Origin of the sequence: Pseudomonas syringae group sp. J248-6 (genome assembly GCF_032586995.1) — a bacterium.
GTDB classification, from domain to species: Bacteria; Pseudomonadota; Gammaproteobacteria; order Pseudomonadales; family Pseudomonadaceae; genus Aquipseudomonas; species Aquipseudomonas amygdali.
The window spans coordinates 12,480-37,201 of sequence record NZ_JAWHOP010000030.1 but is presented as its reverse complement, the minus strand read 5'-3'; the positions used below and the strand labels follow the sequence as shown (position 1 = coordinate 37,201).

Below are 24,722 nucleotides of genomic sequence, written 5' to 3'. Positions count from 1 at the left end.
GGGAGGGCTGAATGTTCAACGTCACGCTGGTGAAGGGCGACAATCAATACGCGGCGGCTCACTACTTTTCAGCCGCCGACGACTACTACCACAAAGACAACCTCGGAGAGTGGCAGGGCGAAGGTGCCGAGCGCCTTGGCCTTGAGGGTGCTGTCGAACAAGCCGAGCTGGCCAGACTGCTTGCCGGTCGGTTGCCCAACGGACAGAAGATCCCGGCATCGTTCGACCCCGAGTCAAAGCAGCGCCGCATGGGTATCGACCTGACATTCTCTGCGCCAAAATCTGTCTCGATGCAGGCGCTTGTCGCCGGCGACAAAGAAGTCACCGCAGCGCATGACCTTGCGGTGAAGAAAACCTTGGAGCATGTGGAAAAACTTGCGCAGGCTCGCCGCAAGGTAAAAGGCAAGTCCATACGTGAGCGCACCGGGAACATGGTGATCGGCAAGTTCCGGCACGAAATGAGCCGGGGCAAAGATCCACAAATGCACACTCATGCTGTCGTGATGAACATGACCCAGCGTGCCGATGGAAAGTGGCGCGCCCTGTTCAATGACGACCTGTACTTGGTACAGCATGAAATGGACGCGATCTACAAAGGCCACTTGGCGCATGAGCTGCGCGAGCTGGGATATGAAATCCGCGTGCTGGACAAGGAAGGTAACTTCGAGCTGGATCACATCAGCCGCGATCAGATCGAGGCCTTTTCCAGCCGCGCCAAAGTGATCGAAGAAGCGCTTGCCAAGGATGGCAAGACGAGGGCCAACGCTACGGCGCTGGAGAAACAAATCATTGCGATGGCCACCCGCCCGAAGAAGGACGAGCGGGATAAGGAGCTGGTCAAACAGTATTGGGTCACAAAGAGCCGCGAGCTACAAATCGATTACGGGCCTCGCAGCCGTCTGGATGGCCGCGAATATGGCTCGGAGACACCCGGTGCACTTGGCGGTAAACGTCCAGGGCAATCGCACGCCGAATACAGCCTGCCGGAAGGTTTGAGCCCCGGCCAGGCTGTCGTCCAGTACGCAATCAACCACCTCACAGAGCGCGAGCAAGTCGTCACCGCAACGGACTTGCGGACAGCGGCCCTACGTCGCGCAATTGGCTTGACCAGCCCGGAAGCGGTGGAGAATGAAATCACGCGGCTGGTCAAACAGGGAACGCTGATCGAATCGGCCCCGGCCTACAAGATGGCCAATGGTGAAGCCAGCTCGAAATCCCCTGTACTGTCTCCTGCAGGATGGATAAACCACCTGAAAGAACTCAAAGGCTGGTCGGACAAACAAGCGCATCAGTACGTCAGCAATGCCATCGAGCGTGGTTCGCTGGTCGAAGCGGAAAAGCGCTACACGACACAGAAGGGACTCAAACGCGAGAAAGCGATCCTGGCCATCGAGCGAACTGGCCGTGGCCAGGTCGAGCAGATCATGCCACTGGAGAAGGTTCGCCAGGCGCTGGAAGGAACGACCCTCACAGAAGGTCAGCGCTCAGCGGTTGAAAGCATCGTCAGTACCACAAACCGATTTGTTGGCATCCAGGGCGATGCCGGTACCGGGAAAACCTACTCGGTAGATAGGGCGGTGCAGCTACTGGAGTCGGTCAATCAAGCGATGTACCAGGGCGAAACACAGACCGGGTTCAGGATCTTGGCACTTGCCCCATACGGCAACCAAGTGTCCGCGCTCAAGAACGAAGGACTCGACGCGCACACCCTGGCCAGCTTCTTCCACACGAAGGACAAAAAACTCGACGAGAAGACCATTATCGTTCTCGACGAAGCCGGTGTTGTCGGCGCTCGGCAGATGGAGCAGCTGATGCGACTTGTCGAGAAATCTGGTGCGCGCCTTGTTCAGTTGGGTGATACCAAACAGACCGAGGCCATCGAAGCCGGTAAGCCGTTCGCACAGCTCCAGCAAGCAGGTATGCAGACCGCACGCATCAAGGAAATTCAGCGTCAGAAAGATCCCGAACTTAAACGCGCCGTGGAATATGCCGCCGAAGGCGATACCACCAAATCCGTAAAGCACATTGCCTACGTCGAAGAAATGCGCCATGCGCATGATCGGCACGCCGCTATCATCAACGATTACATGGCCATCCCCCCGCAGGAGCGTGACGAGGCGCTGATCGTTGCTGGTACAAACAAAGACCGAAAGCAGATCAACGAGCTAGCCCGCAAGGCGCTGGGCCTCACCGGGCTGGGCAAACAGTTCACCACGCTCAACCGTGTTGACATGACGCAAGCCGAACGCAGGTATGCGCCGAGCTATGCCGTTGGCCAAGTCATCCAACCCGAGAAGGACTATGTGAAAGCGGGCCTTGTCCGTGGGGAAACATACAAGGTCAAAGAAGCATTGCCAGGTAATATTCTGGTGCTGACCAGCTCGACGGGCGAGTCACTGACGATCAACCCACGGAAAGTCACGAAGCTAAGCGTTTACAAGGCAGAGAAGCCAGAGCTTGCCCCCGGCGATCTTGTCCGCATCACCCGTAACAATCCGTCACTGGACATCACCAACGGCGACCGGATGCGGGTGCAATCGCTGGAACCCGGATTTATCCACTTGGCTCCAATTGGTAAGGACGGCACAACGGGGCGAGTGGTGAAGCTGGCCACCGACAAACCGCTGCACCTTGAGCATGCTTATGCAGCCACAGTGCATAGCGCGCAGGGGCTGACGAATGACCGTGTGCTGGTGTCTATCAACACCAAGAGCCGAACCACGTCGCTGAACTTGTTCTATGTGGCCATCAGCCGTGCGCGGCTTGAGGCCAGGATCTACGCGGACAACATCAAGGCGCTGCCGGAAGCGATTGCCAAGCGTTATGACAAGTCCACTGCCTTGAGCATTCAGCGCGAGCGGGAGCTACAGCGCCGCGAGCAGCAGCGGTTACGCACGACAATGATCGATAACGGCCTGCGACAGAGAGAGCTTGAGCGGAGCCGACGCGAACGGTCAAACAACACAGGCGACGGGTTGGGCCGAACCTAAGACACAAGAACCCCGCCGAGGCGGGGTTTTTTGTGGGTGCGTGGTTGGAGTCAGCGACTGATTCCGTCGATGCGAGTGTGGCCGTACTCACGTTCGCGTTCTTCAAGGGTTCGATGTTCCGGGGTGCCTATCCCTACTCCCTGGCCGACATAGTGAATCTTGATGTGACCCCCGTTGCGCGCAAACAACATTGATTGGTCGCTATGCAGATCAAGGCGCTTGTGAGCGATCAACACTTTACGCCCGTCCTGCACCGTTTCCTGATAGAGCGTGCCGAATCGGGAATCGACTATAGGCCCGACATAGACGCGCCCAGGTTCGGGCGTCAGACATTCCTCATAGCGGTCATGCGGTGAACCTTCAATGCTGCCGACTTGCCAGTCTGTTTGTGCACGCTCGCGGCTATCGGAAGCAGGCTTGGTGTAGGCCGAATCACCTTCTTTGACTACGAACTCGACCCGAGAATCTGGCAAATGCTGGAGGGATGCGGAATCACTATCAAGGCGCGGTTTGCGATTCTTTTCCCACGGAGGCCGTGCGCGAAGCTGGTTATCGCCTTCGATGTCTTTGGTCATGTGACTACCTCAGCTAATGGCCGTTCTCGCGTGCGAGAACGGCGCTGTCAGTGGGTTATCGGCTCATGCCGCCAAACGCCTTCGGCGCATGCTCGTGTGTTCGCATGGACTTCTCCAGCCCTTCGCGCACGATCCCGACGTTAGCCGAGAATGGATAGCGTACGGTTACGTCCTTGCCGGGCATCATGAGTGCCGAGTGGTTGATTTGCAGATTCTCACGGTTGTGTTCAACAAAAATCGTCTTGTTGCCATCCGCGATTGCTTGCACAACACGACTGCCCTTGAAATCAATTATTTTGCCGGTGTACTGCTTACCCAATTCTGGGCGTTGAAGCGCTGGCATATCCGCTTGGCTTGCGGGCATGCTCAGTTCAGCTTTGGTGCGCTCCAAGCTATCTTTGAATGACTGTTTGAACTCTGAGGCCCCAGGCATATTGTCGAACGGCAAATCCTTGTAGACCTGTCCTTTCTCGGTGCCTGCTGCGGCGTAGAGCTTGGCGCGTCCTTCCGGTGTTTTCATAATCACATTGGAGGTCGGTTCGAGTGCGGCTTTCTGCCAGGCCTCGCCCGCTTTGCCCGCATCGGTGTACACCTGCGGGGCTTTGCCCTTTTCGTTGATGTGGTAGGTAGTTACTCCAGATTGAGCTGCTTGCATGATTCTTTCCTCAGTAATTGGATTGAACTGCTCTGCCCTGATCCCACCGGCTTTTCCAATGGTTCAGGTAACGCTGCGCTAGATCGGGGTCGTTCCACACAACCAGGGCGTTCTCGCTGTTCTTGCGAGCTGCGGCGGCGGTGAAATTGAAACTGCCCGTCTCGACGGCAACGCCATCGACGACAAAGAACTTGTCGTGATGGATCGTGTAGGCATCGACGGTGCGGGTTGGGATACCCGACTTGGCGAGCAACGACAGGGCATGTCGCCCTGCCTCTCCGCGTCGATCCTCGAAATTGCTGCGATGGTCAGCCACCACCGCCACATCGACGCCGCGCTGTTTCGCGGCGATCAGGGCGCTGGTGACTTCGGGGTTTGTGAAGACGTAAGCAGACAGCCGAATCGAGCTGGTGGCCGCCTTGAGAGTTGAGAGGATCAGCGCCTGCGCAGATCCTTCCGGCGAGAAACCAACCTCGATGCGCCGCTCATCCTGCAAAGCATCAGGGTTGGCGTTTGCTAACGGAGTGATGGCCGCGAGTGCCACTGTCAGCACCAGGGCGAAGGGGCGTTGAGTACGCATCAAAAGCCCCTCTGTACAGGGCCCCATTTTTCATTGGCCCTGAATTTTTCCTCCGTGTCGTCTTTGCACTGTTGCAGGAAATCCCAACGCGCTTCCTTGGTACGGCTTGGGCTGAAATGGCCGTGACGGTATTTCTCTATATCGAAATACTTGTCCACGTACTTATTGCAGTCGTCGTCGCGGATCGCAGAGGTCAAGCACAAAGCTGCGCCGCAAGCGTCGGGGTCGCTGCCATCGTCGATGTCAGTGAACGGTTGAACGTCAGCCCATGTAATTGCAGGCAAAAGGATGCCCGCCAGCACGAATGCCGGAATTTTGAGTTTCATGTTTTCCCCTATTTTTCTCGCGTGCGAGAAACGTCAGTTGATGATTTGCACGAACGACGGAGCCGACGACTGTTCAGCACGTCGCGACGGTTGCTTGCCTTGTGGCTTGGGACGGTGGAACTCAGTCACGGGCGGCTTACCACCACCCTCGCTGTCAGTATTCAGCGCGACTTTCACCGTTGATTTTTCATCACCTTCGGCCACTGCCTCGGGATCAGAATCGCTATCAGCCTTATCGAATGAGGCTGGTTGCTCAGCAGGCGATTGGTTGCCGGAGGAACCCGCGACAATCACCCATTGTTCGGACTGTTCTTGTGTGGCTCTACGGGCGCGCTCAGGGCGTTTCCTGGCCTGCTCTGTAGTCTGACGCACGGCTATGGCCTGATCGCCATCAGCGGCTTCCAAAGCGGGCACCACAGGGTCAACCTGATTAGGGGCCAAGGCACGACCGACTACCCGCTGCACATAGCTTGTGCCGCCAGGAGAATCGGACTGGAAACCACGACGTGGATTGCCGCTGTAGTAGCGCGAGAGCGCTCGGCGCAAAGCTCTCTGAGGCTCAGGGGTTTCTTTCAGCGACTGGGTGTAATAACCGACCAGCAATTCGCTGCTGACTTCGAGGTTACGGCAAGCGTCGAACATCTCATCTACGGTCAGACCCATTGCCCGGATGTTCTTGATGTTGAACTGGCCGATACCTACAGAGAAGTTATAACCCTCTTGCTCAAGCCGCTCAGCAGTGGCCACAGCTTCATTACGCGACTGTGGCTGACGTTCAAGGACGCCATCGACCACACCTATTGCATATGGGTTGTACGAAGATTCATTGCCCACCAGGGCGTTCAGGGTTTGATGGTTAACCTTCGGAGCGCACTGCGCCGCCAGCTCCGAAAAGACAACCGACTCAGGGATCGTTGCCGCATCATCCGCATACGCTTGATTGAAAGCGCAGCACAGAGCCAGCGCGGCGATTGTGAATTTAGGCAGCATAACTTTGTACCTCCGAGCCGAATTGAACCTCAGTGATGAAGCGCTTTCCGTCGAAGCCGTATTCCCACTGCACAACAACGTTTACGAGTTGACGGGCATACTCAATGAGCTGGTCTTTGCTCATGTCTGCCCCGCCACGAGCCGCCATTGAGGCGAGACGATCGAACATCATGGTTGGAGAGTCCGCGTGAATCGAACTCAGCGATCCGCTATGTCCGGTGTTCAGCAGCTCAAGGAAAGGAAAAGCCTCACCGCCGCGCAGCTCGCCCATGATTGCCCGGTCGGGAGTCAGGCGCAGGATAGATTCGAGCAGATCAAAGGGCGTGACTTTTGCCCTGCCCTGCCCACCACGGGAGTAGATCAAGTGGACTTTGTTCTGCGCTGCCAAGCTTATTTCGCGAGTGTCTTCGATGGTCACGATCCGCTCTTGCGGATCGATGTGTTGCAAAAGACTATTGAGGAACGTGGTTTTCCCGGCATTGGTGCCCGCCGAAATCATGATGTTCTTGCGAGCCTTGATGACGCCGATGAAGAAGGCTTTCCACTGCCGATCCCGCATCAGCTCCTTGAGGTGATCGTCGGAATAATCTGCGCGATCAACTGGCTCGTTGATCCGCTCGAATGCACCTGAAAGCGCGTAATCATCTAGTGTCATGATCGTGCGGCCGGGCTTACGAATGGTGACGATGCCACCGATATGTTGCTCGACGGCCGGAGCTAGCACTACCTGTACGCGGTAGTCGCCTCGCTCATGGTCTGGCACGTTATCTTCAAGATTGATCGGGATGCGCCCTGACAGTATCGGGGCCATCGAATCAACTTCTTGATTCGTGTGAGCGGCGATTACTTCGGCCAGTGATACGATCAGCGGAACGGTTACACCATCGACCGACACCGGACTCATGAACCGCTGGCCACGTCGACCTACCCACACGTTATCAGGGCCATTGATGGCAATCTCAGTCACCATTGGGTCATCCAGCAGAGCGACCACATTGGCCAGTTTGGCGCGGAAAGAAGCAATCTCAGACATAACTGGCCCTCACTGGATGTAGGTAACGCCGCCGTTCTCGGCGCGCTCTACTTCTTCTTTGTACTGCGACGAGAAATCGAGGTCGCGGTTGAGGTAAATCACCACACGCGAGCCATGCGGTACGGTCAGCGATGGCTGAATGTTGGCGTAGCGGCCCAGGACGGTTTGCGCGGAATCAGCCGCGGCTTCCTGCACTTCCGTGCGGTAATTCGATGCCGAGTTTTCTCGGTCACCACTGCCAACACCACTATTCGACGCGCCTGCACCGATAACGGAAATTGCTGCCGCAACACCGAAAATTTGCGCCCAGTGGTTATCGACTACGCCGCCTTGGCCTGCCGAACCGAGCTGATCGGCACCGCCGCTGTTTAAGGCAACTTCCATTGCTGGGCGTCCGTCCAGCTTGGGAGTACGCAGCCAGTTCCAAATGGTGAAAAGGCGTTCTTGGCCCGGCTTGAGGCTTGCGTTGTAGCTACCGCAAACTGTCGATCCCCAAGGAATCAACACACGACGACCGACTGCTGCATAAACGTCGCGCTGCACACTGACGCACACCTGACCGGGCAGATCGCTTTTGGCCCGAGGCTGCAACACGGCGTCGATGGTCGCGCCTTGAAGAACCTTGAATTCCAGATCCTTCATGGCCCGCGCTTCGGATACGGCTACACCATCGGAGAATGTCGATTGCGCGTATGCGTCATTGCTGTTTGTTGGGGCATTCTGCGCACCACTGCGCGAGCTGCCGCCCAGCATTCCACCGGACTGTCCTGAGCTGCTGCCAGTAGCGCTGCCGGAGCTGCCACCATTACCAGCACCGCCACGGGACTGAGCAACAATGGCCGACCGCTGCCGGGCGGCAAGCATCTTCTGCCGCTCCAGCTCCTTCTGGAACTCCAACTGCCGCCGGCGCTTTTCATCTTCTGACAGGCCTGTCGCCTGTTGCTTGTTCACGGTACTACGAGGGGTTTCAGCCTTCGCTTCTTGGGCACCGTCATTAGATGCAGCGGGCACCGTGGCTTGCTTGCGCGGCTGCACGGGATCTTGCACGCGGCGACGTTCGGAAATGACCAGGTCATCACTGGTCTTTTTCTTTTCGGTGGTATCGTTGCCGCTATGCTGCAACCAGAACACACCACCGCACAAAACAACTGCGGCGACAGCAATTGCAATGCCGCTCAGCTTGTTGGATTTACCGCCCTTGAGCATCGAGTTGCTTTGCGATTCATCCCATTCACGAATTTCTTCTTCGCGGGTTTTTTCTTGATCTGCCATGGTTATGCCCCCCCGCCATCGCGCGCACCACGGGTTACGGTGCGCTTGTAGGGGTTTGCAAGGTTCTCGATGCACACATAAGCGTTACCGTCCCGCAACACAAACATGCTGGCGGTTCGCTCGACTACGATGTAGTCACCTTCGCGGCGCTTATTGACCAGTTTCTCGGTTCCATCGGGCATCACCATGTACACCTGCGGCATATCAGTTCCTTTTTTCAGCAGGAACTTGGTGAATTCGCCGTCATCCAGGGCACCAGTAACGCCAATTGCATCGCGGTCGCCTGAATAGCCATAGTTGATGTTCGGTTCACTTGCCGAAGCTGTATAGGCTGCTTTTGGCGATGGCTTAGCACCTGCAAAAGTGGTCACACGGCTGCCGGGGTATACGAATCGCACCAGATATGACTGGCCTTTAGAAGACTTCGAGCTGTTGAGCTGGAAGTAGTAGGTACGTTTGCTGGTGATAACCGTCAGGTTGGTTTTAGCATTGTCTTCGACAGGCTTGAGGAATAGGCGGTTTTCGTAGGTCACGGTCTGCCAGGCAATGGTATCGCCCAAGGCAACAACCTTGACCATTTCATCAGCTTCAAACTCGATTGAAGTCTGATAATTATAAGTACCAATCAGCTCATAGACCTGATTCGGGTCATATGGGACTTGCTTGACGCGCTGATCGGTCATCAAGGAAGTTGGCTCTTTTGCGGCCTGAGCTGGGAGGATAATTGATCCAACTGCCAGACTCAGGGCAATAGCTGTCACTTGCGGCAATGCGCGGAGATTCATGTTCATTGTCAGTTTCCTTGCGATAGAACGATTACTGGCGGCTCAGTTCTTCGTTCTTGCGATATACGGTGATTACAGTGCCAAGCGGGTTAATCCAACGATCACCCAATGCCCTTGGTTCACCAGTGTGCTGAACTTTTACGGTGGCGACATACTGCGTTGTTTTAGGGTCAGACGTTGGTGTTGCGTAGTAATTGGAGTTGAAAGCAACCTGATACAGATCGCCAATTTTGTTGATCCCGTACGCCTGAGCACTAATCCAAGATTTGTCATCAAGGGTCAGGTAAGGATTACGTGGATTGTCTGCTGCAATTTCATGCTCGTACTGACGTGCGACTTCAGGACTCGAAAACATATGGCAAATATCCGACATTTCTTGCCGGGCACGTGGGTCGAAGGTGTTGCATGAATTGATGAACGTATACAGATCAGACTCAATCAACGCTTCCTCTGAGCTGACATTGTTCTTATCGACCACACGTTGTTTCAGAACCTCACCGTCTGCGCCAATGACCGTAACCACCGGGATAACTGTATGCGTCTTAGACAGAAAGACTACAGCGGCGACCAAACCAAGAATCACAACTGCCTGAATACCTTGGCCGAGCAAAGACCGGTTTCGTTCCTGTCGGACTTTTTTGTTTTCAACTAAGTGTTTCCGGCGAGCTGTTTCGTCGTTCTTAAATGTGTTGTCCATTAGCGAATACCTGCACTGCGGATAGCCATCATTACCAGCGATGCGCCCTGTACACTTGCACCCGAAGCAAGGGCCGCTGCCCAAGAACGAACTTGCAACATGCAAATCACCAAAATCCCGACGACAATCAGAAGCGTGCCGTATTGCTGGGCAGTGATTAGCGCAGCATCAGTTATGGTTGCTGCCCTGGTTACTTCGTCGATTGCGTCACCAAATGCTGCATAGCCGAAGCGAACGATGGCAATCGACATGACGTAAACGAACGAGAAGTTGAGCATCTTGCTTAACCAGTTCATCGCCCATTGCCGGGTAGACTGGAAGAAGAAGAAGCCGATGATGATTGGGAAAATGGCCATACAGATCGCAGCACCAAACTTTGCAATCAGCATGTTCAACAGAGCCACTACGAACAGGATGCAGTTGACTACAAATAGGCCATACCCCATCAGGATCATGCCGAACTGACGCCAGCTCACGTTCATCAAAACGCTCGACACCTTGCCGATGTTGACATACAGAGCATCGAGCATATTGGTAGTCGAACCTCCACTCATGACCTTAGCCGCAAGTGCCTCGGTCGCTTGTGCCCAGCCTTGGTACAAGATCGAACCGCCTTCGCCCCAGTTGAGCCCGGCAAACACCATGAGCGTCATCATGCCGCGCTTACCGAAGTCCCATGGGTCGATGCCTTGGCGACCGCTGTAGACCGAGAAACCCAATGTGGCCCAGTAAAGAACTGCCGCGATGTACACGACGGGAGAAACCAGACCAGCCAGGTTCGGAAAGACCTCGGCTACGAACCGGGTCGATACTTCATCAGAAGCCCCGACCAAGCCCTCTAAGGTCAGGTTCGCCATGGGGCAGCCCCGTAGACTGTCTTGAAGTGGGCAATCACCTCGGGTTTACGGAAGTCATCAGCGCTCAGCTTGTAGCCGGTTTCGCTGGCCACCTCGCGGATAGTCTTTTCGATGCAGCCTTGAACCAGGGCACCGCCGTACGATGACGACTGCATGTAGATTTCAGCGAAGCAAGTACCCGGAAACCAGCGGCTGACATCTTCTTTTTTGGCCGTCAGCAGAGGGTTGCCCGTCACAGGTTGCTGTACAGTTGGGGCACTATCGCTGCCGGAGCTGGTGGTGAAGTAGGTGGACGAGTTGATGTAGATCAGACCGCCTACCACACCGACAGCGACGATCAAGGTAAGGATGTTGGTTACGTTCAGCTTGGGCTTAAACATTGCGATCCTCCTTTGCTGCCGGTACTTCAAAAGGGGTGAACGTGCAGGCACATGGCGACTTGTCAATGTGACCAGTGTTGGTGGTGCACCCAGTGGCTGCGGAAATGAAGACTGCAAGGATCAGTACCTTGCCGAGCTTCCAGACAACCCACAGCGGCAGCCACACAGGGGCAAACAAGATTTTTAAGATGAGTGTCAGGGCTTTCATATGCGTCTCCTTTTCTCGCACGCGAGAATTACTGATCAGACCAAGTGAAAAATTTCTGGTTATCCGCCGTGGCTTGGTTTTCGGCGTTGCTCAGATTCGCTTGCAGATTCATGTTCAGGGCGCTTAGCTTCGACTGCGCCGAGGACAGCATCCCGTTTTCCGCTGCGATTCTGTTCTGTAGATCCGCAGCGTCCTTGGCGTTAGTTGTGGTATCTACCTGCGCTGCCAAGGTGGCCAAGTTGTTCAAGTGAACTTGCACCTCGCTGTACAAGGCGTCCCCCCCTGACATGGCAGCACGGACGGAGTTGGAGCTGAGTTGATAGCCCTTGGCGCGCTGGCCCTCGGGATTGTCAAACAGCTCCTGCGGCATCGTGTTGATAAGGTCTTCGTAATACGACTGTTTGCTGCCGTATGCACCACTGCTCTGTTGCGACACCACTTCTTGCCAAGAGCCAGGCACCACGGACGCGGCATCGAGAGAGTCATCAAGGCCAACCGAACCGCGACCATACGAACCTTCAAGGTTGCCCTGGACGTTCTGCATGGTTTGATACTGTTGCTTGAGCGTTTCGTACTGCGCTTGGAGTTGCATCAACTCTTGGGCCATCGCAGCAGCGTTTGCGTAGTCAAATGTAGGTACACCAGCACTGGCGTTGCCAACTGCCAATGCGAGCGCCAATGGGAGGTAGATTTTCTTCATGCGAGCCATCATTGAACTGCCTTCAAGTTGTGGGTGTTTTTGCTCTGAGCTTCTTGCATAAACACTGGAACCCATTGTTCAGGGTCATCAGTACCAAGTCGCTCGATGATTGAATCCATGAGAGCCACACCAACATCGTTCGACGACAACACCGGAATAAACTCATTCAAACCGGACAAGTCGAATACAGCGCGGATGGATTCTTTGCCGCGCCGGATGAGAAACTTCCGAGACGCGGGGCCAATTTCACGAATCCAAGTCAACTCTGCGGAAGTCAGATTTTCGTGATCTTCAGGTTTTGCGGAATCGTTCGAGAGATAAATTTTTGTTGAGGTTTGTTTATCAATCGAATCGGTTTCACTGCGGAAATACTTCGCATCAGGAGTAACAAAGATCAGCAGGCCGTTCTTGCGACGGATCTGCATGATGAAATTGTCGATACGCTTCTTCCAATACTCGTTTTTGACAAGGTTCTGGCCTTCCTCAAGCACCAGAATGAACGGCGTGCCATCCATAGCCATTTCGATGCGATGCAAGGGGTAGCTCATGAGTACAGGCAACTCAGGGCGGGCCTCGCCACCCTTCAGCAGCTCCATCATTTCGAAGCAGTAATAGCGCGAGCTGGCCAGGTCGATTGAATCCTCTACGTTATCGAAAACCCCGGCATTGGCACCTGTCACGCCTTTGGCTCCGTGCCAGATAGCCATGATGTCGGACAGCTCGCCCTGGCCGTATACCCATGCCACATTGCGCAGGCGGCGATCTTCAAAGGGCAGCTCATAGTTTTCATCTACGAGCTTCTTGAAACGCTTGATGTCGTCTGCGCTCGCATCAGTCGGCGCGTAGCAGGCACGCATCAGCACTTGCAGATCGACCAAGAACGCACGGTTTTCCGCCGTGTCGTCCAACTTGAAGGGATTCCAGCGCATGCCGCTATGGGGCGAAAGGACGGTATGGACACCGCCCATTGCTTTCATAAACACTTTCGCGCCAAAGCGGTTATCGAACCAGAACACCCGTGGCTTAGCTTTATCGGCCTGCGCGATCATCATGGCCAACAGCGTGGTTTTACCCGACCCTGTATCAGCAGCAATAGCCGTATGCCCGGCAACCATGCCTTCAAGCTCGCGGTGAAAATTGAAGTAGTAGGCCGTGCCACTTTCGGTCTCAAAGACCGTAATGGCTGGCCCCCACAGGTTCCCTTCCTTGCGGCCAAGGGCAAAGCTATGGAACGAAGCGAAGCCCGCGAAGTTACTCGACTTGATCTTTCCGCGACGGCCAATCAACGCGGTTGACTGCCCTGGCAGTTGCGACCAGAAAAAAGTCTCAAGGCCGATCCATTCGCGGATGGACTTGACGTTCAGGTCAATGAAGCACTTTTCAACGAGGCTCACCGCTTGGTCGAGGTTTTGCAGGTTCTTCTTGCGGTTTTCCTCGGCGTCCATTGGCAGGGCTGCGACATGCACGAAGATGGTCAGGTGATGCAGTCCGTTGACAGTATCGCCACGGCGCAGCGCCTTGAGCCCTTCGGTCAGCTCTGCCGCGTCTTCGCTCGCCACCCCGTGCTTGTCGCTCACAGTCAAGCGGCGAGTTTCTTGGGTCAGTTGCGATTCTGCTGCAATCCGATCCGTGAAGTAGAAGGACTGAGTGATGATGAACTCGACCGGCTGCTGCATGAATTTATTCATCATGCGCGACGGCGTACGACGTGGCCATTCACCCATGCTCAGCATTGTGCCAATACGAGAGCTAGTGCTGGCTTTGACCTCGCACAGTGTCGCAACAAGCTTGAAATTAAGGCGTGCAGACGGCAGTTGGTCGCAGATTTTCAAGTCACTGATCGGCACTTTCCTGTCTTCAAGGTTGACAAGATAGTGCAGGAAACTCGTAATCTCAGACCATTCTTCGCCCAGGTATTCGACCACTGTTTCAGCCGGATACTGCTCCAGATCGCCATGCTCTTGCTTGAACTCGGCCCAGTTCCAACGGAACCGACGAATCGCTGCAAAAGCGTCCTCACGGCTTACAAACTCTGTCTCGTACACCGGCAGGCGCTGGGCACCCAAACGGCGCGCCCCATATTCGCTTAGTCCACTGACAAGCAAGCCACTAGCCTTGTACAGATCCGCTGCCATAGCCTCATAGCTTTCAGGTTCTGATGCAGTGGCCTTGGTGCCGGTGACCAGGGCAATGCCACGATCCATGAAGCCCGGCACTCCGGCGCGGAAACGGGTGCGTACCAGTGAGATATAAATCTCATTGATGTAGAACCCGTTAGTCCGGTAGCGCTCCCGCCAAGCATCATTGAAACGCCGGGCAAACCAAGTTGACCCCTCACCCTCGACATAATCGAAGATTTTCCGGCGCACCGTATGGACGTAAATGCCGAAGTTACTCGATGCAATGCTGCGCAACAGAGTATTACGGCGACGCTCGAACTGTTTAACCTGTTCAGCACTAAGTGAGTCGAAGTACAAACCATCGAGCTTGATAACTTGGATGAGCGCGCTTTCCTTGGTAATCAGCGTTTCATCGTCGTATGGGATGTCATACGGAATAAATTCGCTGGCTACCAGCTCATCCAAATCCTCACCAGACCCGGAAGGATGCTGTACACCCACTGAGAGATCGAGGTTGCGCGTCAACTTTTTAAGGTACTTGTCAACGAGGTGCATAGCTTCGATACCCCCACAATCTCTTATTACGTGAGCCCTTGAGCTTGTGCAGTGACCAAAGGACGCCAAATAGATAAACATCCTTCGAGCAAATGTAATAAGTGATCGCAAACATGATTGGCATTGTTAGAACAAGCCAAAGGTTTTTGAAGATCATCGCTGCCATGAATGGCAGGAAGATACTGACGCCGATGCTTGACATTGTATAAGGCCCGACCATTGATGGCCTGGCCATCGCAACAACAAGCACCTCCCCTTCATCGGGATCGTGCTCAATACTGGTCATGACATTTGTGTTGCGTTCTGCTTGATTTGATCGACAAAGTTAGGTGCGAAGAAGACGATGAACACACCCGCGCAGCACCAGAGGAAAGTTGACCATTCGATGCGTCCGCTTTTTGCCCGCATGCCTTGAATGGCGATTGCGGCGATGCCGAGGTAGTAACCCAAGTCGTAAATCAGAAATTGCACGGCAGATTTGAACAGGTCTTTGAGTGGGCCAAAGTCCACGTCGGCATGTGCAAATGTTGGCATAGCAGCAAGGGCTAACATCGAACCAGTGACGAAACCCTTTTCTACTTTCGCAGTCCAGTCCTGACGCATCAGAGCTTTATGGTTCATGCCTTTTTTAGGCTGGAACCACTGTTTTATCGCTTTATAAACGCCAGTGGTTTTATCACGGAGAGAGGGTTTAGCGGTTTCGCTTACTGCATCTTTCGAGCTTTGAATTGCAGTTCCGAGTTTCATAGATTACCTCTGTTATGTCATGACGGGGGCTTCCCGTACGTTACGGTTATTGCGTTATTCGGGTTGTTAAGGCACGTCTCTTTTATAAAGTCGATGGCGGTTTCAGGATTGGTAAAAAGCCGTGTCCTTCCTAACGCCGTTACGATGGTGAATGTCTGCCCAGTCGAAGGGCTCTCGATGATCAATACCCACTTCCGGGCCTGCCCTTCCCAATGTTCACGGAGGTGAACTCGATAGTCAGGCTGGGCGACCGTGAAGGTGGTCAGGTCTTTTTTGTCTAGGGTCTGCATCTCATCCTCGGCAAAGCTGCAAGCTAAAAACTGAGGAAATACTGATTGCTTACCCTTTCGTGATCTAGATCCCACCTCGCATTTTCGTCCTCTTTCGTGTTTCGTTGCACAAAAGTCGTGTTTCGTGATTCACCGTAGCTATTACGTTTCATGAAATCAACCTTTTATTTTTTGCGGTTTTGGATCCGAGAAACGATTTAGCAAAATCGCTGCGGATTCCGATGCGATGGCGGCGTGATGGCCATGCGCTGTAAGTGATTGAGTCACGGGCGATTCTTTCGAAGATCAACCCTGCTCGATTGACGTGACAAGAAGCGATGTACCACTTGTCGGATGTTGCGGAATGTGTCTTACCGGCGAGACACGCGCGGTAGACAGGTAGAAGGGGATTTTTCTCACCACCTCGGCAGTTTCTGGACGAACGGTCAAATTTAGACTGAACGTATCTCGACCAAAGTTGTAGGCGTTTTCAGGTACGGCTGTAGGTGATGTCGTACAGGGGGGAAGAGGTGTCGCGGAAAGAGCGGAGGGCTACCAGGGAGCCGCCCCGGCCACCCTCCTAACCGCATCAAGCAGGCTGCAAGGAAACTGAACCCCACCCTGCCCGGCCACGGCTGCGGCAATTGTAACAGTCCAAGCAGGTCGGTTCTCGCAGGCGGCATGAACCCATTTCTCGCGTGCGAGAATCCATAAAAGTAAACCCTTTTTGGTGTTGACATAGGGGTTTACTGTCGGCACTATGGATTCACGTTCACTGATCGGCCATGCCGGAGACGACCATGAAAATCACCACCGTAGCGAATCAGAAAGGCGGAGTAGGAAAGACCACTCTTGAAATTCATCTGGCCAGCTATGCGGCTAACAGCGGCAAGCGTGTCCTTGTTGTGGATCTTGATGAGGGTGACTTGTCGCTTTTCTACGGCGCTGCGGATGAGGGCGATACAACTGAATACCTGATGTCGAGCCAGCTATTCAGCGACGAACACGAAGGCCGCCAGCCGCGCCAAGTCGCACCGAACATCTGGTTGATTGAAGCCGACGTGCCGTTGCTCGACGTTGACGACATGGATCTATCTGTAGTGCTTAACCTGAAAGCAGGCCTTGAGCGTTTCGCTGACGACTTCGACCTCTGCATGATCGACACACCGCCAAACTTGCAGCGCAGGATGGTAGCCGCCCTGGTCGCGTCAGATTCGGTTGTCGCGCCGTTCAATATCAGCCCTTTCACTATCTCGCGTATGCCTAAGCTACTGCGGACGATTCAAACGGTGCAGGAAGAATTTAACCCTGCCCTCCGCTTCTTGGGGTTCATGCCCAATCTGGTCAATAGCAGATCACCGGACGAAATCGAAATCCTGCCCGGGCTCCGCGAAGCTTATGGCGAAATGATGTTCGCAGAACAAATCATTTACCGCCCGTGCATCAACAAGTCGCAAGCATCTGGTAACCCGGTGTGGGTAAAAGCCAATGGCAGTAGTCAGCGAGTAGCCGGGCGAGAAATGAAGCTCGCTTGCGAAGCAATTCTTTCCCAAGTGTGGGCAGACTGAGGACTCGACTAATGACGACTAAAGATAAGCCTGCCAAAGCAAACGCATTCGCTGCGGGCATCACGAAATCTACGGCTGGAGCTGGAGTTACCAAGCTTTCAGACCTGCAACGCAAAAAACCTGTAGTGCTGGAAGGGGAATTGATTCGCAAGGTCAGCCCCGGCCAAGTGGAGTGTAAGAGCCAGATCCGTTCAAAAGACAACCCCGGCTTTACGGAAGAATCATTGAATGAGCTGGGTTCTGACATAGAGCAGAACGGTCAGGGTGAACCCGCTATCGTGCGGCCCCATCCGAACCCTGCCAGCGGCTTCGATTATGAAATGGTTGCGGGTGAACGACGCCTTCGCTCATGCGCCCTGAAAGGCTTGCTGCTAGATGTTGTAGTGCGCGACCTAACCGATGCTCAAGTGAAGCGGATTCAGCGCTCGGAGAACGTGCAGCGTGAAGGTTTGACGATGCTTGAAATTGCGCTCGCGCTTCAAGCTGACAAGCTAGAGCTGGGTACGCTCCAGGCAGTGGCCGACGAGTGGAAGAAAGGCTTGAACTGGGTTGCCGAACGCTTGAAGTACCTTGAAATCATGGAAGCTGACGGCGTTGGCCGCGCTGCCGTCGAATCAGGCATTACCGCTGACGTATCCGTGGTCAACGACTTAAACAGGCTTGAAAAGGTAGACCCACAAGCTGCCGCCGAGTTGCTACAGCGAGCCGAGGCTGAACCCGAACTGAACATCCGCACTGAGGTGCGTGGGGAGCTACAGCGGGCCAAGAAGACGGGGCCAAAGGCAATCCGTATAGGCGGGAAGAAAAATCCAAGTCCTGCTAAACCGGAAGCCCCAACCAGCGTAGATCCAGATTCTGCAATCATCATCGCGCAGTTACAGGAACAAATTTCTGTACAGGCAGCGCAGATCGCCACGCTTGAGAAAGAACGCACCTATCTCCAGAGCGAGTTGCACGAAGCACGGGAGAAGCTGAACACGAACTGGAAGCCTGACGCATGACAGGTAAATTAGCCGAACAAGACCTGCGCGTACCGCTCGATGCGTTCGAGCGGATACGCAGCTCGCCCGAATCTCGAATGCTTGAAAAGTCGTACCAAGTAGCATTCGAGATTCTGGTTGAAGGGAAGAAACTAAGCGCTGTTGCTACAGCGCATGGGCTGACCAAGCAACGGGCTTTGGCCATCCGCGACAAGGTTTACTCAGCCTACTTGATGCAAGCACCCGAAGGCTGGGCATACGCCCATATCTGCGCACCCAAGCCCATGATCGAGCGGTTTGTCCGAGAGGCCGACACTGAACGGCTGAAATACTGGCAAGACCGCGCCCAGGATACGAAGGAGCCAAAATGAAAATTCGCCTGTCCATAATCGCCGCACTGCTTGCACTTTCAGGCTGCAACGACTCAGAGACGAACGACCGGCCTACACCATCGGCTGATCGAGGTTGCCTGCCGGTATCCACCAATTCGATGCCAGGCTACACCCCATCTCAATTGGCTAAAGCGGACTTTTGCCTGCCGGATGGCGAGGTGGGTGTTGATCTAGTTGTTTCCGACATACAGAGCTGGGACGCCAGTAACCCGTCAGGTACGACGCGGGTTGCCTTTTCACCCAAGATCGCATCCCCGCAAATCGCTAGCGTGGTGTTCAGGAGCGACAAAAACACTTACCGCTTCACGCTGAAACCTGATCGTTAAGGAGCTATGCGATGGACGACAGAAGCGAAGCACGCAAGGTTATCGCAAGCGAAGCCCTCAAGCAGATCCAGGCCGAGCAGGAATATCAAGAACTGATGCCAACGATCCGCTACCAAGGCAAAGCTGCACTTGAACGACTGGTCAAAGTTGCACAGGGCCATTCCGGTCAAAGTCGGTACATCGCTCGGTTCCTACTGGGCTGCTACAACGGGTCACGCTTCCCTTTCGACCTCACAGACTTCCGCTGCATTGACCGACAACTGTTCGACGACTGCCTGACCGTGCTGCGCATGGACTTCCAGCCAGAGAAAGACGTGCATGAGTACGTCGTCAACGGCAGTGAAGTGTTTGAACGTCTGGCCGTTGACTGGAATGTAGAGGACATCGAACAGCTCAAACTGATGAAGTGAAATTCATTCTCGCATGCGAGAAACCGACCGCCTCAAAAGTCCACGCTGCTGCGTAGACCTATGCTGCTGGAGGACACCCATGAATCAACCCATCCGATTTTATAAACCTGACAGCTATGAGTTCCCCGATGATGATCTGTTGGAGCTTACCGCTTTAGAGCTGCGCAAAGTCATCAGTAACAACGTGGCGAGAGCGACACATCATGTAGACGGCTTGGGAGGCATAACGCCTGTCATGGTTGATTACGCGCAGGATCAAATCGAACAGGCCCGTGACCTGCTGCTCGACATGGGATGCACGTTCACTCAAGACGAGGTAGATAACCTGCCCTTTTTGGCCTGGCCGTTGAGCGAGGCAGAGCAAGAAGCCGAGGAGAGACAGCGCATTGCTGACAAGATCGAGCGCGAAAGGGTCTACGTGCTTCGGCAAGAGCAAGAGCGCATCGCATTGACCGCTGTAGACGACGCCATAGCAGGCAAGCTCGACAACAGCTCACCAGTCCGCAAGCGAATCATTGTGAAGCTCGGCCAAACTGGGCCATCTGGCGCAGAGGTTCTATCGCTTGTTGAACAGCTTCACGCACTTGGGGAATCGTCCGCGAACCTACGGAGTTGGCATTGCACTAGACCTGAGTACACCTTCGAAACAGATCCCTGCCCTGCCTATGCAGTCGTAGTTGACCTGCCGACCAGGCCCATCATCTGGCTATTCCTATGGGCTTGGTACCACCATCATCGGATTACAACCGGGCCAGTTATCGAGTACACGTTTCAAGACGGCGCAGAACCGATGAGCGGGTGGGCATATCTGACGGATCAGTGGCCGGAATACAAAGACCCCATGCTGTCAGCACTCGAAAAACTATCCGAAACACTCAGGTGCGCATGATGTTTGAAAAGGTGAATTTCCAGACCGGCGAATGCTCGTACGGCACCGGCATTATCGTTCAGCGCGTAGACCAGGGCGACCGCGTGAAGGTGCTGGATGAGTTTGGTGAGTTTTGGATCGGCAGCATCGAGCAGATCGAGCTGGCCCAACCCGATCCCAATGCCCCCGTTTAGGTGTGTTCAACAAACGACCGTTTACTGAACACCAGAAAACCCAGCTCAGTTTGCTGGGTTTTTTTGGCGCCTGAGTGTTCACATTGCCGTAAACTTATCTATGTCCAGATAACGGGTACTGAAAAGCTATGTTAACAGTGAGAGGGTGACCGTCCATGCGCGACCGCTCAGATTCATCTACACCAGACCTCATTGCAGGTGGTATGCGAATCGGGTATGCCCGAGTCAGCAAGCAAGACCAAAACCTTGATCTACAGATTGACGCTCTGAAAGCGGCTGGCTGCACCAGGATCTACCACGAAAAAATCACGGGGGCTAAAGGTAAAGACCCAAGGCCCGAACAAGACAAGATGGTCAACGCGCTACGCCGTGGCGATACTGTTGTGGTCTGGCAGCTATCCCGTCTTGGTCGGAACCTGCAAGAGTTGTTCGAGTTGGTGAACCTGTTTGAAGCCACTGGCGTGAGCTTCGAGGTAATTACTGAACGCTACGACACAGCAACAGCCCAGGGCCGGATGATCTTCGGTTTTTGCGCTTCGCTTGCAGCTTATGAACGTGACCGGCTCATCGAGCGAACAGTTGCGGGCCTGGCAGCAGCTCGCGCCCGTGGCCGTGTCGGTGGCCGGAAAGCAAAACTTGGTGACAAGGAAGGTCGGGAAATCACAGCCCTTCTTGCAGACCCTGATATAACTGTTACCGATGTTGCGCGTCGGTACAGCGTCAGCCGCACCACCATCTACAAGCTTTTAAATCGAGCTGGCCGGAAATGAGGTGATGCGTAGGCGCAGCCGGAGCAGCGCGTCATTTACGGGTAGCCCCCGCCGGGAGGCGACTTTGACGGCCTCAAGGTCAAAGTCAGAGGATCGGACGGTTGAGATCATAAGAAGCATGACTTCAAACCCCTTGATTTACGGGGGCTACAGCGGTGCAGGTAGGTCATGATGTGGCATAGGGTTAGGGCACGGTTGATGCTCCAGGGTAGAGCGCAGTTGGTGGACTACCCTAGGTCATCATGTGACCTACCCCCCCTGTTGACCTACCCCTAGGTCAACGGTGCCTACTGACCAGCAAAACTTGCTCGATAACGTGCAAGGATGATCTACCCCTAGGTCACAGCATGGCCTACCCCTAGGCCAATAGTAGTCACTTTGCCAGCAATATTTGCTCGTTATCGAGCAAGCGTGACCTACCCCTAGGTCACAGTGCGACCTCCCCCTAGATCAAATTTGCTCGTTATCGTGCAGGCTGTAGCTGACAAGCCGCACGCCTTTTACTATAGTGTTGCTTATCAAGCATTCTTGCTCATTATCGAGCACGGATGACCTACCCCTAGGTCACGGTGTGGCCTACCCCTCCAACCTTGAGGTAGTGGAGCCGGATGAAAGACGAAGACAAAGAGGTGCGCAATCTTCACCAACCGAACCCACGCGGTACATGGGTTCAAACCGAGCGAGCTGCACACGAAGCGTTGGCCATCTTGATCGCAGAAGCGCCTCGCGCAGCCCAGTTGCTGCACGTCCTGATCGCCAATATGGACAAAAGCAACGCCTTGATTGCCAGCCACGCAACGCTGGCCAAGCTGTCAGGCGTATCAACCACCACGACTAAACGTGCTTTGCGGGTGCTCACCTCTCAGGCGTGGATTCAGACCATCCAGCTTGGCGGCGACCGTGGCGGTGCGCTCGCGTATATCGTGAACAGCCGGATTGCATGGGCCGATAAGCGCGAGAACATCCAATACGCTCGCTTCAATGCCCGCGTCCTCGTTTCCTCTGCCGATCAGCTCGATCTTGGCACTGGGGAGCTGCGCGGCATCCCCTCGGCAGATCCTGGCGACATTCAGTTACCCCACGGCGATGGCCTTCCGCCGCCAAAACAGGAAGTGATGGACGAGCTGCTGCCGCCGCTTCCATCCATTCCGCATAGCGAACAAGGTTAAGGAGCATCTACATGCACGCGAGAACTCGCATGATTCCGGGCCTTGACGGTGAACCATACGCGGTAGACGTATACCTCGAAAAACACCGACCGCAGAATCAGGAATCGGTCGGCAATGGGTATCCATTTAATCCGATACTCCGCGCAGACTTTGGCAACACCGCCAACGAGTATCGCGAACCGCAGGAGATTGAGGATTGGGAGGGACTGCCCTACATCGAGAGCATGAGCTGGGCGCAGCGTGAACAGCACGACCGCAACACGCAAGATCGCCATCGAGCAGAGAAAAACGAATTTGTAATTAGTGATTCTGAACTTGAAGCCAAACTGGCCGAAAGGAAGGCGAGCTTTTACGAGAAATACCCCGAAGGCATCCAATATTTTGTGAGCTGCCTGGACGGCGGTGCATGGGATCGCCCTACGAACTGGGGTTGCTTCGCCACGCTCGATCAGGCGTTGGAATGCTGCGAGCTTGGCCCCGACTGGCGGCGCAGTAAGTAGTCACATAGGGGGGGAGGGGTGAAACCCGCGCCCGGCAAGGCTAACGGGTTTCGGGCTCTCTGCGAAAGAGAACAGTGGCATTGTACCAGATCCCCCCGTGACAGCAATTCACTCGATAGCGCGCCCAGGTGCGCTTAATGGGGGGGCAATGACCGACCGACACCCAATAGAGATTGTGAAAACCACCGGCCCGCAGGTTTACACAGTCAGCTTCCAAACAGATAGCAAATTCGCTGCGCAATGGCAGAGCGCCTTGCGCAGCGCTCACCAAAACAAGCTGCATGTGTCCTGCTGTTGTGCTGGGACTGGGCCGCGCCGATTTTCTGTACGCTATATGTCTGGCAGTGATAGCTATCACCTTGCCAGGTACGCTCACACCGGCCAGGAACACGCACTAGATTGCGGTTACTACACACCAGATCCTGACAAGTCAGGCCTAAGTGGCTACAGCAAAGGCGTGATCGAGGAAACCAGCGACGGCGACCTAAGAATCAAGCTCACGCTGTCACTGCGCAAGCAAGATCCTGCCGACGCCGGCGAGCCGCGAGCAGAACGCACTGGCACCCAAAATGCCCGAGCAACAAAACCAGCTATGACACTGCTTGGCCTGCTGCATCTGTTGTGGACGGAGGCAGAGCTGAATGTCTGGTCGCCGGGCATGGCCGGAAAGCGGGATACATCACTCATACACCGCAGGCTTGCCCTGGCGGCGAACCGAATCACCACTCACAGGCTGCGCCTTGATGATTCGCTTGTGGTTGCCACCGTTGTATCAGGCGGGACGCAGGAGAAAGCGAACGCCGGGAAGGTTGCGAGTGCGATCCGCAACAATCGCCGCTTGCTGGTCATCGCGCCGTTAGCTGCATATTCCCTGGAGCGCGCAGAAGGTACGCCAGGCTTTATCGCTATCAAGGGGTTTCATGGCGTTCCCAAGCTGTCATATGACGCCGAAACCTGGGCATCTGTATGCCGCCGTTTCAAGCGCGAGCTTTCTGCATGGAGCCAAGGCAAGCGCGTCATTGCCATTGTGCAGACGGACACACCTACCAGCTCCGAAGCCGCGCAAGCACTCAATATCGCCTTGATGGTTGTGAGTGATGAATGGGTTCCGGTCGATTCCTCCTATGAATCCGTCATTGAGGCGAAGCTACGCACGGAAGGTAGGCGGTTCTATAAACCGCTCAGATACGATGCAGAGGCCGACGCCGTATTCCCCGATTTTTGGTTGCTGGACTTGCCCAGCAACAGGGAATACCCAATGGAGGTTTATGGGCGAAGCGATGACAAATACCTCAAGCGAAAGGCTGTCAAAACAGAGCATTATGCCGCCGAGTATGGGGCTCCTGGCTGTTGGTCATGGAACGCTGCCGATGACACCAAAGGCTTGGCCATCCCTGACTTTCCAGCCGCAAAGCAGTGATCGTACCGCTTTAAAATGTGTCGTACGGCACACGGGAAACCCTTGATTCCCCCCACTTCCCGCCGCAGGGTAATCAAGCTGGGGGGGGGATTCTCGCGTGCGAGAACGGGCAATCCCCTGTCCACCGCCCAGGTATAAAGCGCACCTGGCCCGTGGACAGCCGCACCGTTCGCTCCTGGCCTCTTGCGGGCCTCGCTCACTGGATGATTTTTGTGTGCGCAGACCAGGCCAGCACGAAGCGTCTCCGACGGCCAAAGGGCTGCGCCCCTTGGATCGGCAGTTCACAGAGCCTCCGGCCCTTGGCCTGCGCGCTCCGCTTGCCGCCATTCCGCAACATTTGCGCGGGCTCATCGTCAGCAACTGGACGTGGGAGCCGGACGGTATAC

The 24,722-nt window shown here is 54.9% G+C and carries 28 protein-coding genes; 12 read left to right on the top strand and 16 right to left on the bottom strand.

The genetic code is table 11. The features are described from left to right. Positions 1-11: 11 nt before the first annotated feature. Positions 12-2,990, top strand: coding sequence for a MobF family relaxase (gene mobF, locus RYC17_RS24855; protein ID WP_316904675.1), 2,979 nt, complete (start codon positions 12-14; stop codon positions 2,988-2,990). Between the two features lie 50 nt (positions 2,991-3,040). Here the strand turns inward: mobF and RYC17_RS24850 are convergent, their stop codons facing one another. Genes RYC17_RS24850 through RYC17_RS24775 form a run of 16 tightly spaced genes read right to left on the bottom strand, consistent with a single transcriptional unit; the run spans position 3,041 to position 15,470 of the window. Beyond that, on the bottom strand, positions 3,041-3,565 hold the full coding sequence (locus RYC17_RS24850) for a hypothetical protein (protein ID WP_316904674.1): 525 nt from the start codon (positions 3,563-3,565) through the stop codon (positions 3,041-3,043). A 55-nt stretch (positions 3,566-3,620) separates the two neighbouring features. Next, the gene (locus RYC17_RS24845; RefSeq protein ID WP_316904673.1) at positions 3,621-4,220 is read right to left on the bottom strand and encodes a hypothetical protein; all 600 of its coding nucleotides are present in this window, start codon (positions 4,218-4,220) and stop codon (positions 3,621-3,623) included. Positions 4,221-4,230: 10 nt separating this feature from the next. Continuing rightward, a complete protein-coding gene (locus RYC17_RS24840; protein ID WP_316904672.1) occupies positions 4,231-4,800 on the bottom strand; it encodes a phospholipase D family protein in 570 nt (189 codons plus the stop codon). Further along, positions 4,800-5,126: a TrbM/KikA/MpfK family conjugal transfer protein gene (locus RYC17_RS24835; RefSeq protein ID WP_316904671.1), complete on the bottom strand. Its 327-nt coding sequence runs from the start codon at positions 5,124-5,126 to the stop codon at positions 4,800-4,802. The genes RYC17_RS24840 and RYC17_RS24835 overlap by 1 nt, the downstream gene beginning before the upstream one ends. Positions 5,127-5,159: 33 nt before the next feature. Further along, positions 5,160-6,116, bottom strand: a complete 957-nt coding sequence (locus tag RYC17_RS24830; protein WP_316904670.1) for a lytic transglycosylase domain-containing protein — start codon at positions 6,114-6,116, stop codon at positions 5,160-5,162. Then, complete coding sequence (gene virB11, locus RYC17_RS24825; RefSeq protein WP_316904669.1) at positions 6,106-7,149, bottom strand: P-type DNA transfer ATPase VirB11; 1,044 nt, start codon at positions 7,147-7,149, stop codon at positions 6,106-6,108. Before virB11 ends, RYC17_RS24830 begins: the two co-directional genes overlap by 11 nt. Positions 7,150-7,158: 9 nt before the next feature. Beyond that, positions 7,159-8,496 carry a TrbI/VirB10 family protein gene (locus RYC17_RS24820; protein WP_316904668.1) on the bottom strand — a complete coding sequence of 446 codons (1,338 nt, stop codon included), beginning with the start codon at positions 8,494-8,496 and terminating at the stop codon, positions 7,159-7,161. Further along, entirely contained in the window at positions 8,424-9,212 is a 789-nt protein-coding gene (locus tag RYC17_RS24815) for a TrbG/VirB9 family P-type conjugative transfer protein (protein ID WP_316904667.1), read from the bottom strand. The genes RYC17_RS24820 and RYC17_RS24815 overlap by 73 nt, the downstream gene beginning before the upstream one ends. Before the next feature lie 25 nt (positions 9,213-9,237). Next, on the bottom strand, positions 9,238-9,903 hold the full coding sequence (locus RYC17_RS24810) for a type IV secretion system protein (RefSeq protein ID WP_316904666.1): 666 nt from the start codon (positions 9,901-9,903) through the stop codon (positions 9,238-9,240). After that, complete coding sequence (locus RYC17_RS24805) at positions 9,903-10,760, bottom strand: type IV secretion system protein (protein WP_316904665.1); 858 nt, start codon at positions 10,758-10,760, stop codon at positions 9,903-9,905. The genes RYC17_RS24810 and RYC17_RS24805 overlap by 1 nt, the downstream gene beginning before the upstream one ends. After that, on the bottom strand, positions 10,748-11,140 hold the full coding sequence (locus tag RYC17_RS24800) for a hypothetical protein (RefSeq protein ID WP_316904664.1): 393 nt from the start codon (positions 11,138-11,140) through the stop codon (positions 10,748-10,750). Before RYC17_RS24800 ends, RYC17_RS24805 begins: the two co-directional genes overlap by 13 nt. Continuing rightward, the gene (locus RYC17_RS24795; RefSeq protein ID WP_316904663.1) at positions 11,133-11,348 is read right to left on the bottom strand and encodes a hypothetical protein; all 216 of its coding nucleotides are present in this window, start codon (positions 11,346-11,348) and stop codon (positions 11,133-11,135) included. Before RYC17_RS24795 ends, RYC17_RS24800 begins: the two co-directional genes overlap by 8 nt. A gap of 28 nt (positions 11,349-11,376) precedes the next feature. Next, complete coding sequence (locus RYC17_RS24790; protein ID WP_316904662.1) at positions 11,377-12,048, bottom strand: type IV secretion system protein; 672 nt, start codon at positions 12,046-12,048, stop codon at positions 11,377-11,379. An 8-nt stretch (positions 12,049-12,056) separates the two neighbouring features. Continuing rightward, entirely contained in the window at positions 12,057-14,723 is a 2,667-nt protein-coding gene (locus tag RYC17_RS24785) for a type VI secretion protein (RefSeq protein WP_316904661.1), read from the bottom strand. Then, on the bottom strand, positions 14,710-15,009 hold the full coding sequence (locus RYC17_RS24780; RefSeq protein WP_316904660.1) for a VirB3 family type IV secretion system protein: 300 nt from the start codon (positions 15,007-15,009) through the stop codon (positions 14,710-14,712). The genes RYC17_RS24785 and RYC17_RS24780 overlap by 14 nt, the downstream gene beginning before the upstream one ends. After that, the gene (locus RYC17_RS24775; protein ID WP_316904659.1) at positions 15,006-15,470 is read right to left on the bottom strand and encodes a TrbC/VirB2 family protein; all 465 of its coding nucleotides are present in this window, start codon (positions 15,468-15,470) and stop codon (positions 15,006-15,008) included. The genes RYC17_RS24780 and RYC17_RS24775 overlap by 4 nt, the downstream gene beginning before the upstream one ends. Before the next feature lie 1,069 nt (positions 15,471-16,539). Here RYC17_RS24775 and RYC17_RS24770 point away from each other — a divergent pair. From RYC17_RS24770 to RYC17_RS24720, 11 genes are all read left to right on the top strand, one after another. Further along, a complete protein-coding gene (locus RYC17_RS24770) occupies positions 16,540-17,307 on the top strand; it encodes a ParA family protein (RefSeq protein WP_316904658.1) in 768 nt (255 codons plus the stop codon). A gap of 11 nt (positions 17,308-17,318) precedes the next feature. Then, positions 17,319-18,308, top strand: coding sequence for a ParB/RepB/Spo0J family partition protein (locus tag RYC17_RS24765; RefSeq protein WP_316904657.1), 990 nt, complete (start codon positions 17,319-17,321; stop codon positions 18,306-18,308). Then, on the top strand, positions 18,305-18,658 hold the full coding sequence (locus RYC17_RS24760; RefSeq protein ID WP_316904656.1) for a TrfB-related DNA-binding protein: 354 nt from the start codon (positions 18,305-18,307) through the stop codon (positions 18,656-18,658). The genes RYC17_RS24765 and RYC17_RS24760 overlap by 4 nt, the downstream gene beginning before the upstream one ends. Beyond that, positions 18,655-19,005, top strand: coding sequence for a hypothetical protein (locus RYC17_RS24755; RefSeq protein WP_316904655.1), 351 nt, complete (start codon positions 18,655-18,657; stop codon positions 19,003-19,005). The genes RYC17_RS24760 and RYC17_RS24755 overlap by 4 nt, the downstream gene beginning before the upstream one ends. 11 nt (positions 19,006-19,016) lie before the next feature. Next, positions 19,017-19,415, top strand: a complete 399-nt coding sequence (locus RYC17_RS24750; RefSeq protein ID WP_316904654.1) for a hypothetical protein — start codon at positions 19,017-19,019, stop codon at positions 19,413-19,415. 79 nt (positions 19,416-19,494) lie between these two features. Next, a complete protein-coding gene (locus tag RYC17_RS24745) occupies positions 19,495-20,304 on the top strand; it encodes a hypothetical protein (protein ID WP_316904653.1) in 810 nt (269 codons plus the stop codon). Next, positions 20,301-20,477, top strand: a complete 177-nt coding sequence (locus RYC17_RS24740) for a hypothetical protein (RefSeq protein WP_316904652.1) — start codon at positions 20,301-20,303, stop codon at positions 20,475-20,477. Before RYC17_RS24745 ends, RYC17_RS24740 begins: the two co-directional genes overlap by 4 nt. A 155-nt stretch (positions 20,478-20,632) precedes the next feature. Beyond that, positions 20,633-21,247, top strand: coding sequence for a recombinase family protein (locus RYC17_RS24735; protein ID WP_316904651.1), 615 nt, complete (start codon positions 20,633-20,635; stop codon positions 21,245-21,247). 608 nt (positions 21,248-21,855) lie between these two features. Continuing rightward, complete coding sequence (locus RYC17_RS24730; RefSeq protein WP_316904650.1) at positions 21,856-22,416, top strand: replication/maintenance protein RepL; 561 nt, start codon at positions 21,856-21,858, stop codon at positions 22,414-22,416. 11 nt (positions 22,417-22,427) lie between these two features. After that, positions 22,428-22,916, top strand: a complete 489-nt coding sequence (locus tag RYC17_RS24725; protein ID WP_316904649.1) for a hypothetical protein — start codon at positions 22,428-22,430, stop codon at positions 22,914-22,916. A 148-nt stretch (positions 22,917-23,064) separates the two neighbouring features. Continuing rightward, the gene (locus RYC17_RS24720) at positions 23,065-24,336 is read left to right on the top strand and encodes a DUF1173 family protein (protein WP_316904648.1); all 1,272 of its coding nucleotides are present in this window, start codon (positions 23,065-23,067) and stop codon (positions 24,334-24,336) included. The last annotated feature ends 386 nt before the right edge of the window (positions 24,337-24,722 follow it).

Excerpts from the sequence above, each read along its gene's own strand:
- mobF (WP_316904675.1), top strand. The coding sequence starts at position 12 with ATGTTCAACGTCACGCTGGTGAAGGGCGACAATCAATACGCGGCGGCT.
- RYC17_RS24850 (WP_316904674.1), bottom strand. The coding sequence starts at position 3,565 with ATGACCAAAGACATCGAAGGCGATAACCAGCTTCGCGCACGGCCTCCG.
- RYC17_RS24845 (WP_316904673.1), bottom strand. The coding sequence starts at position 4,220 with ATGCAAGCAGCTCAATCTGGAGTAACTACCTACCACATCAACGAAAAG.
- RYC17_RS24840 (WP_316904672.1), bottom strand. The coding sequence starts at position 4,800 with ATGCGTACTCAACGCCCCTTCGCCCTGGTGCTGACAGTGGCACTCGCG.
- RYC17_RS24835 (WP_316904671.1), bottom strand. The coding sequence starts at position 5,126 with ATGAAACTCAAAATTCCGGCATTCGTGCTGGCGGGCATCCTTTTGCCT.
- RYC17_RS24830 (WP_316904670.1), bottom strand. The coding sequence starts at position 6,116 with ATGCTGCCTAAATTCACAATCGCCGCGCTGGCTCTGTGCTGCGCTTTC.
- virB11 (WP_316904669.1), bottom strand. The coding sequence starts at position 7,149 with ATGTCTGAGATTGCTTCTTTCCGCGCCAAACTGGCCAATGTGGTCGCT.
- RYC17_RS24815 (WP_316904667.1), bottom strand. The coding sequence starts at position 9,212 with ATGAACATGAATCTCCGCGCATTGCCGCAAGTGACAGCTATTGCCCTG.
- RYC17_RS24810 (WP_316904666.1), bottom strand. The coding sequence starts at position 9,903 with ATGGACAACACATTTAAGAACGACGAAACAGCTCGCCGGAAACACTTA.
- RYC17_RS24805 (WP_316904665.1), bottom strand. The coding sequence starts at position 10,760 with ATGGCGAACCTGACCTTAGAGGGCTTGGTCGGGGCTTCTGATGAAGTA.
- RYC17_RS24800 (WP_316904664.1), bottom strand. The coding sequence starts at position 11,140 with ATGTTTAAGCCCAAGCTGAACGTAACCAACATCCTTACCTTGATCGTC.
- RYC17_RS24795 (WP_316904663.1), bottom strand. The coding sequence starts at position 11,348 with ATGAAAGCCCTGACACTCATCTTAAAAATCTTGTTTGCCCCTGTGTGG.
- RYC17_RS24790 (WP_316904662.1), bottom strand. The coding sequence starts at position 12,048 with ATGAAGAAAATCTACCTCCCATTGGCGCTCGCATTGGCAGTTGGCAAC.
- RYC17_RS24785 (WP_316904661.1), bottom strand. The coding sequence starts at position 14,723 with ATGCACCTCGTTGACAAGTACCTTAAAAAGTTGACGCGCAACCTCGAT.
- RYC17_RS24780 (WP_316904660.1), bottom strand. The coding sequence starts at position 15,009 with ATGACCAGTATTGAGCACGATCCCGATGAAGGGGAGGTGCTTGTTGTT.
- RYC17_RS24775 (WP_316904659.1), bottom strand. The coding sequence starts at position 15,470 with ATGAAACTCGGAACTGCAATTCAAAGCTCGAAAGATGCAGTAAGCGAA.
- RYC17_RS24770 (WP_316904658.1), top strand. The coding sequence starts at position 16,540 with ATGAAAATCACCACCGTAGCGAATCAGAAAGGCGGAGTAGGAAAGACC.
- RYC17_RS24765 (WP_316904657.1), top strand. The coding sequence starts at position 17,319 with ATGACGACTAAAGATAAGCCTGCCAAAGCAAACGCATTCGCTGCGGGC.
- RYC17_RS24760 (WP_316904656.1), top strand. The coding sequence starts at position 18,305 with ATGACAGGTAAATTAGCCGAACAAGACCTGCGCGTACCGCTCGATGCG.
- RYC17_RS24755 (WP_316904655.1), top strand. The coding sequence starts at position 18,655 with ATGAAAATTCGCCTGTCCATAATCGCCGCACTGCTTGCACTTTCAGGC.
- RYC17_RS24750 (WP_316904654.1), top strand. The coding sequence starts at position 19,017 with ATGGACGACAGAAGCGAAGCACGCAAGGTTATCGCAAGCGAAGCCCTC.
- RYC17_RS24745 (WP_316904653.1), top strand. The coding sequence starts at position 19,495 with ATGAATCAACCCATCCGATTTTATAAACCTGACAGCTATGAGTTCCCC.
- RYC17_RS24740 (WP_316904652.1), top strand. The coding sequence starts at position 20,301 with ATGATGTTTGAAAAGGTGAATTTCCAGACCGGCGAATGCTCGTACGGC.
- RYC17_RS24735 (WP_316904651.1), top strand. The coding sequence starts at position 20,633 with ATGCGCGACCGCTCAGATTCATCTACACCAGACCTCATTGCAGGTGGT.
- RYC17_RS24730 (WP_316904650.1), top strand. The coding sequence starts at position 21,856 with ATGAAAGACGAAGACAAAGAGGTGCGCAATCTTCACCAACCGAACCCA.
- RYC17_RS24725 (WP_316904649.1), top strand. The coding sequence starts at position 22,428 with ATGCACGCGAGAACTCGCATGATTCCGGGCCTTGACGGTGAACCATAC.
- RYC17_RS24720 (WP_316904648.1), top strand. The coding sequence starts at position 23,065 with ATGACCGACCGACACCCAATAGAGATTGTGAAAACCACCGGCCCGCAG.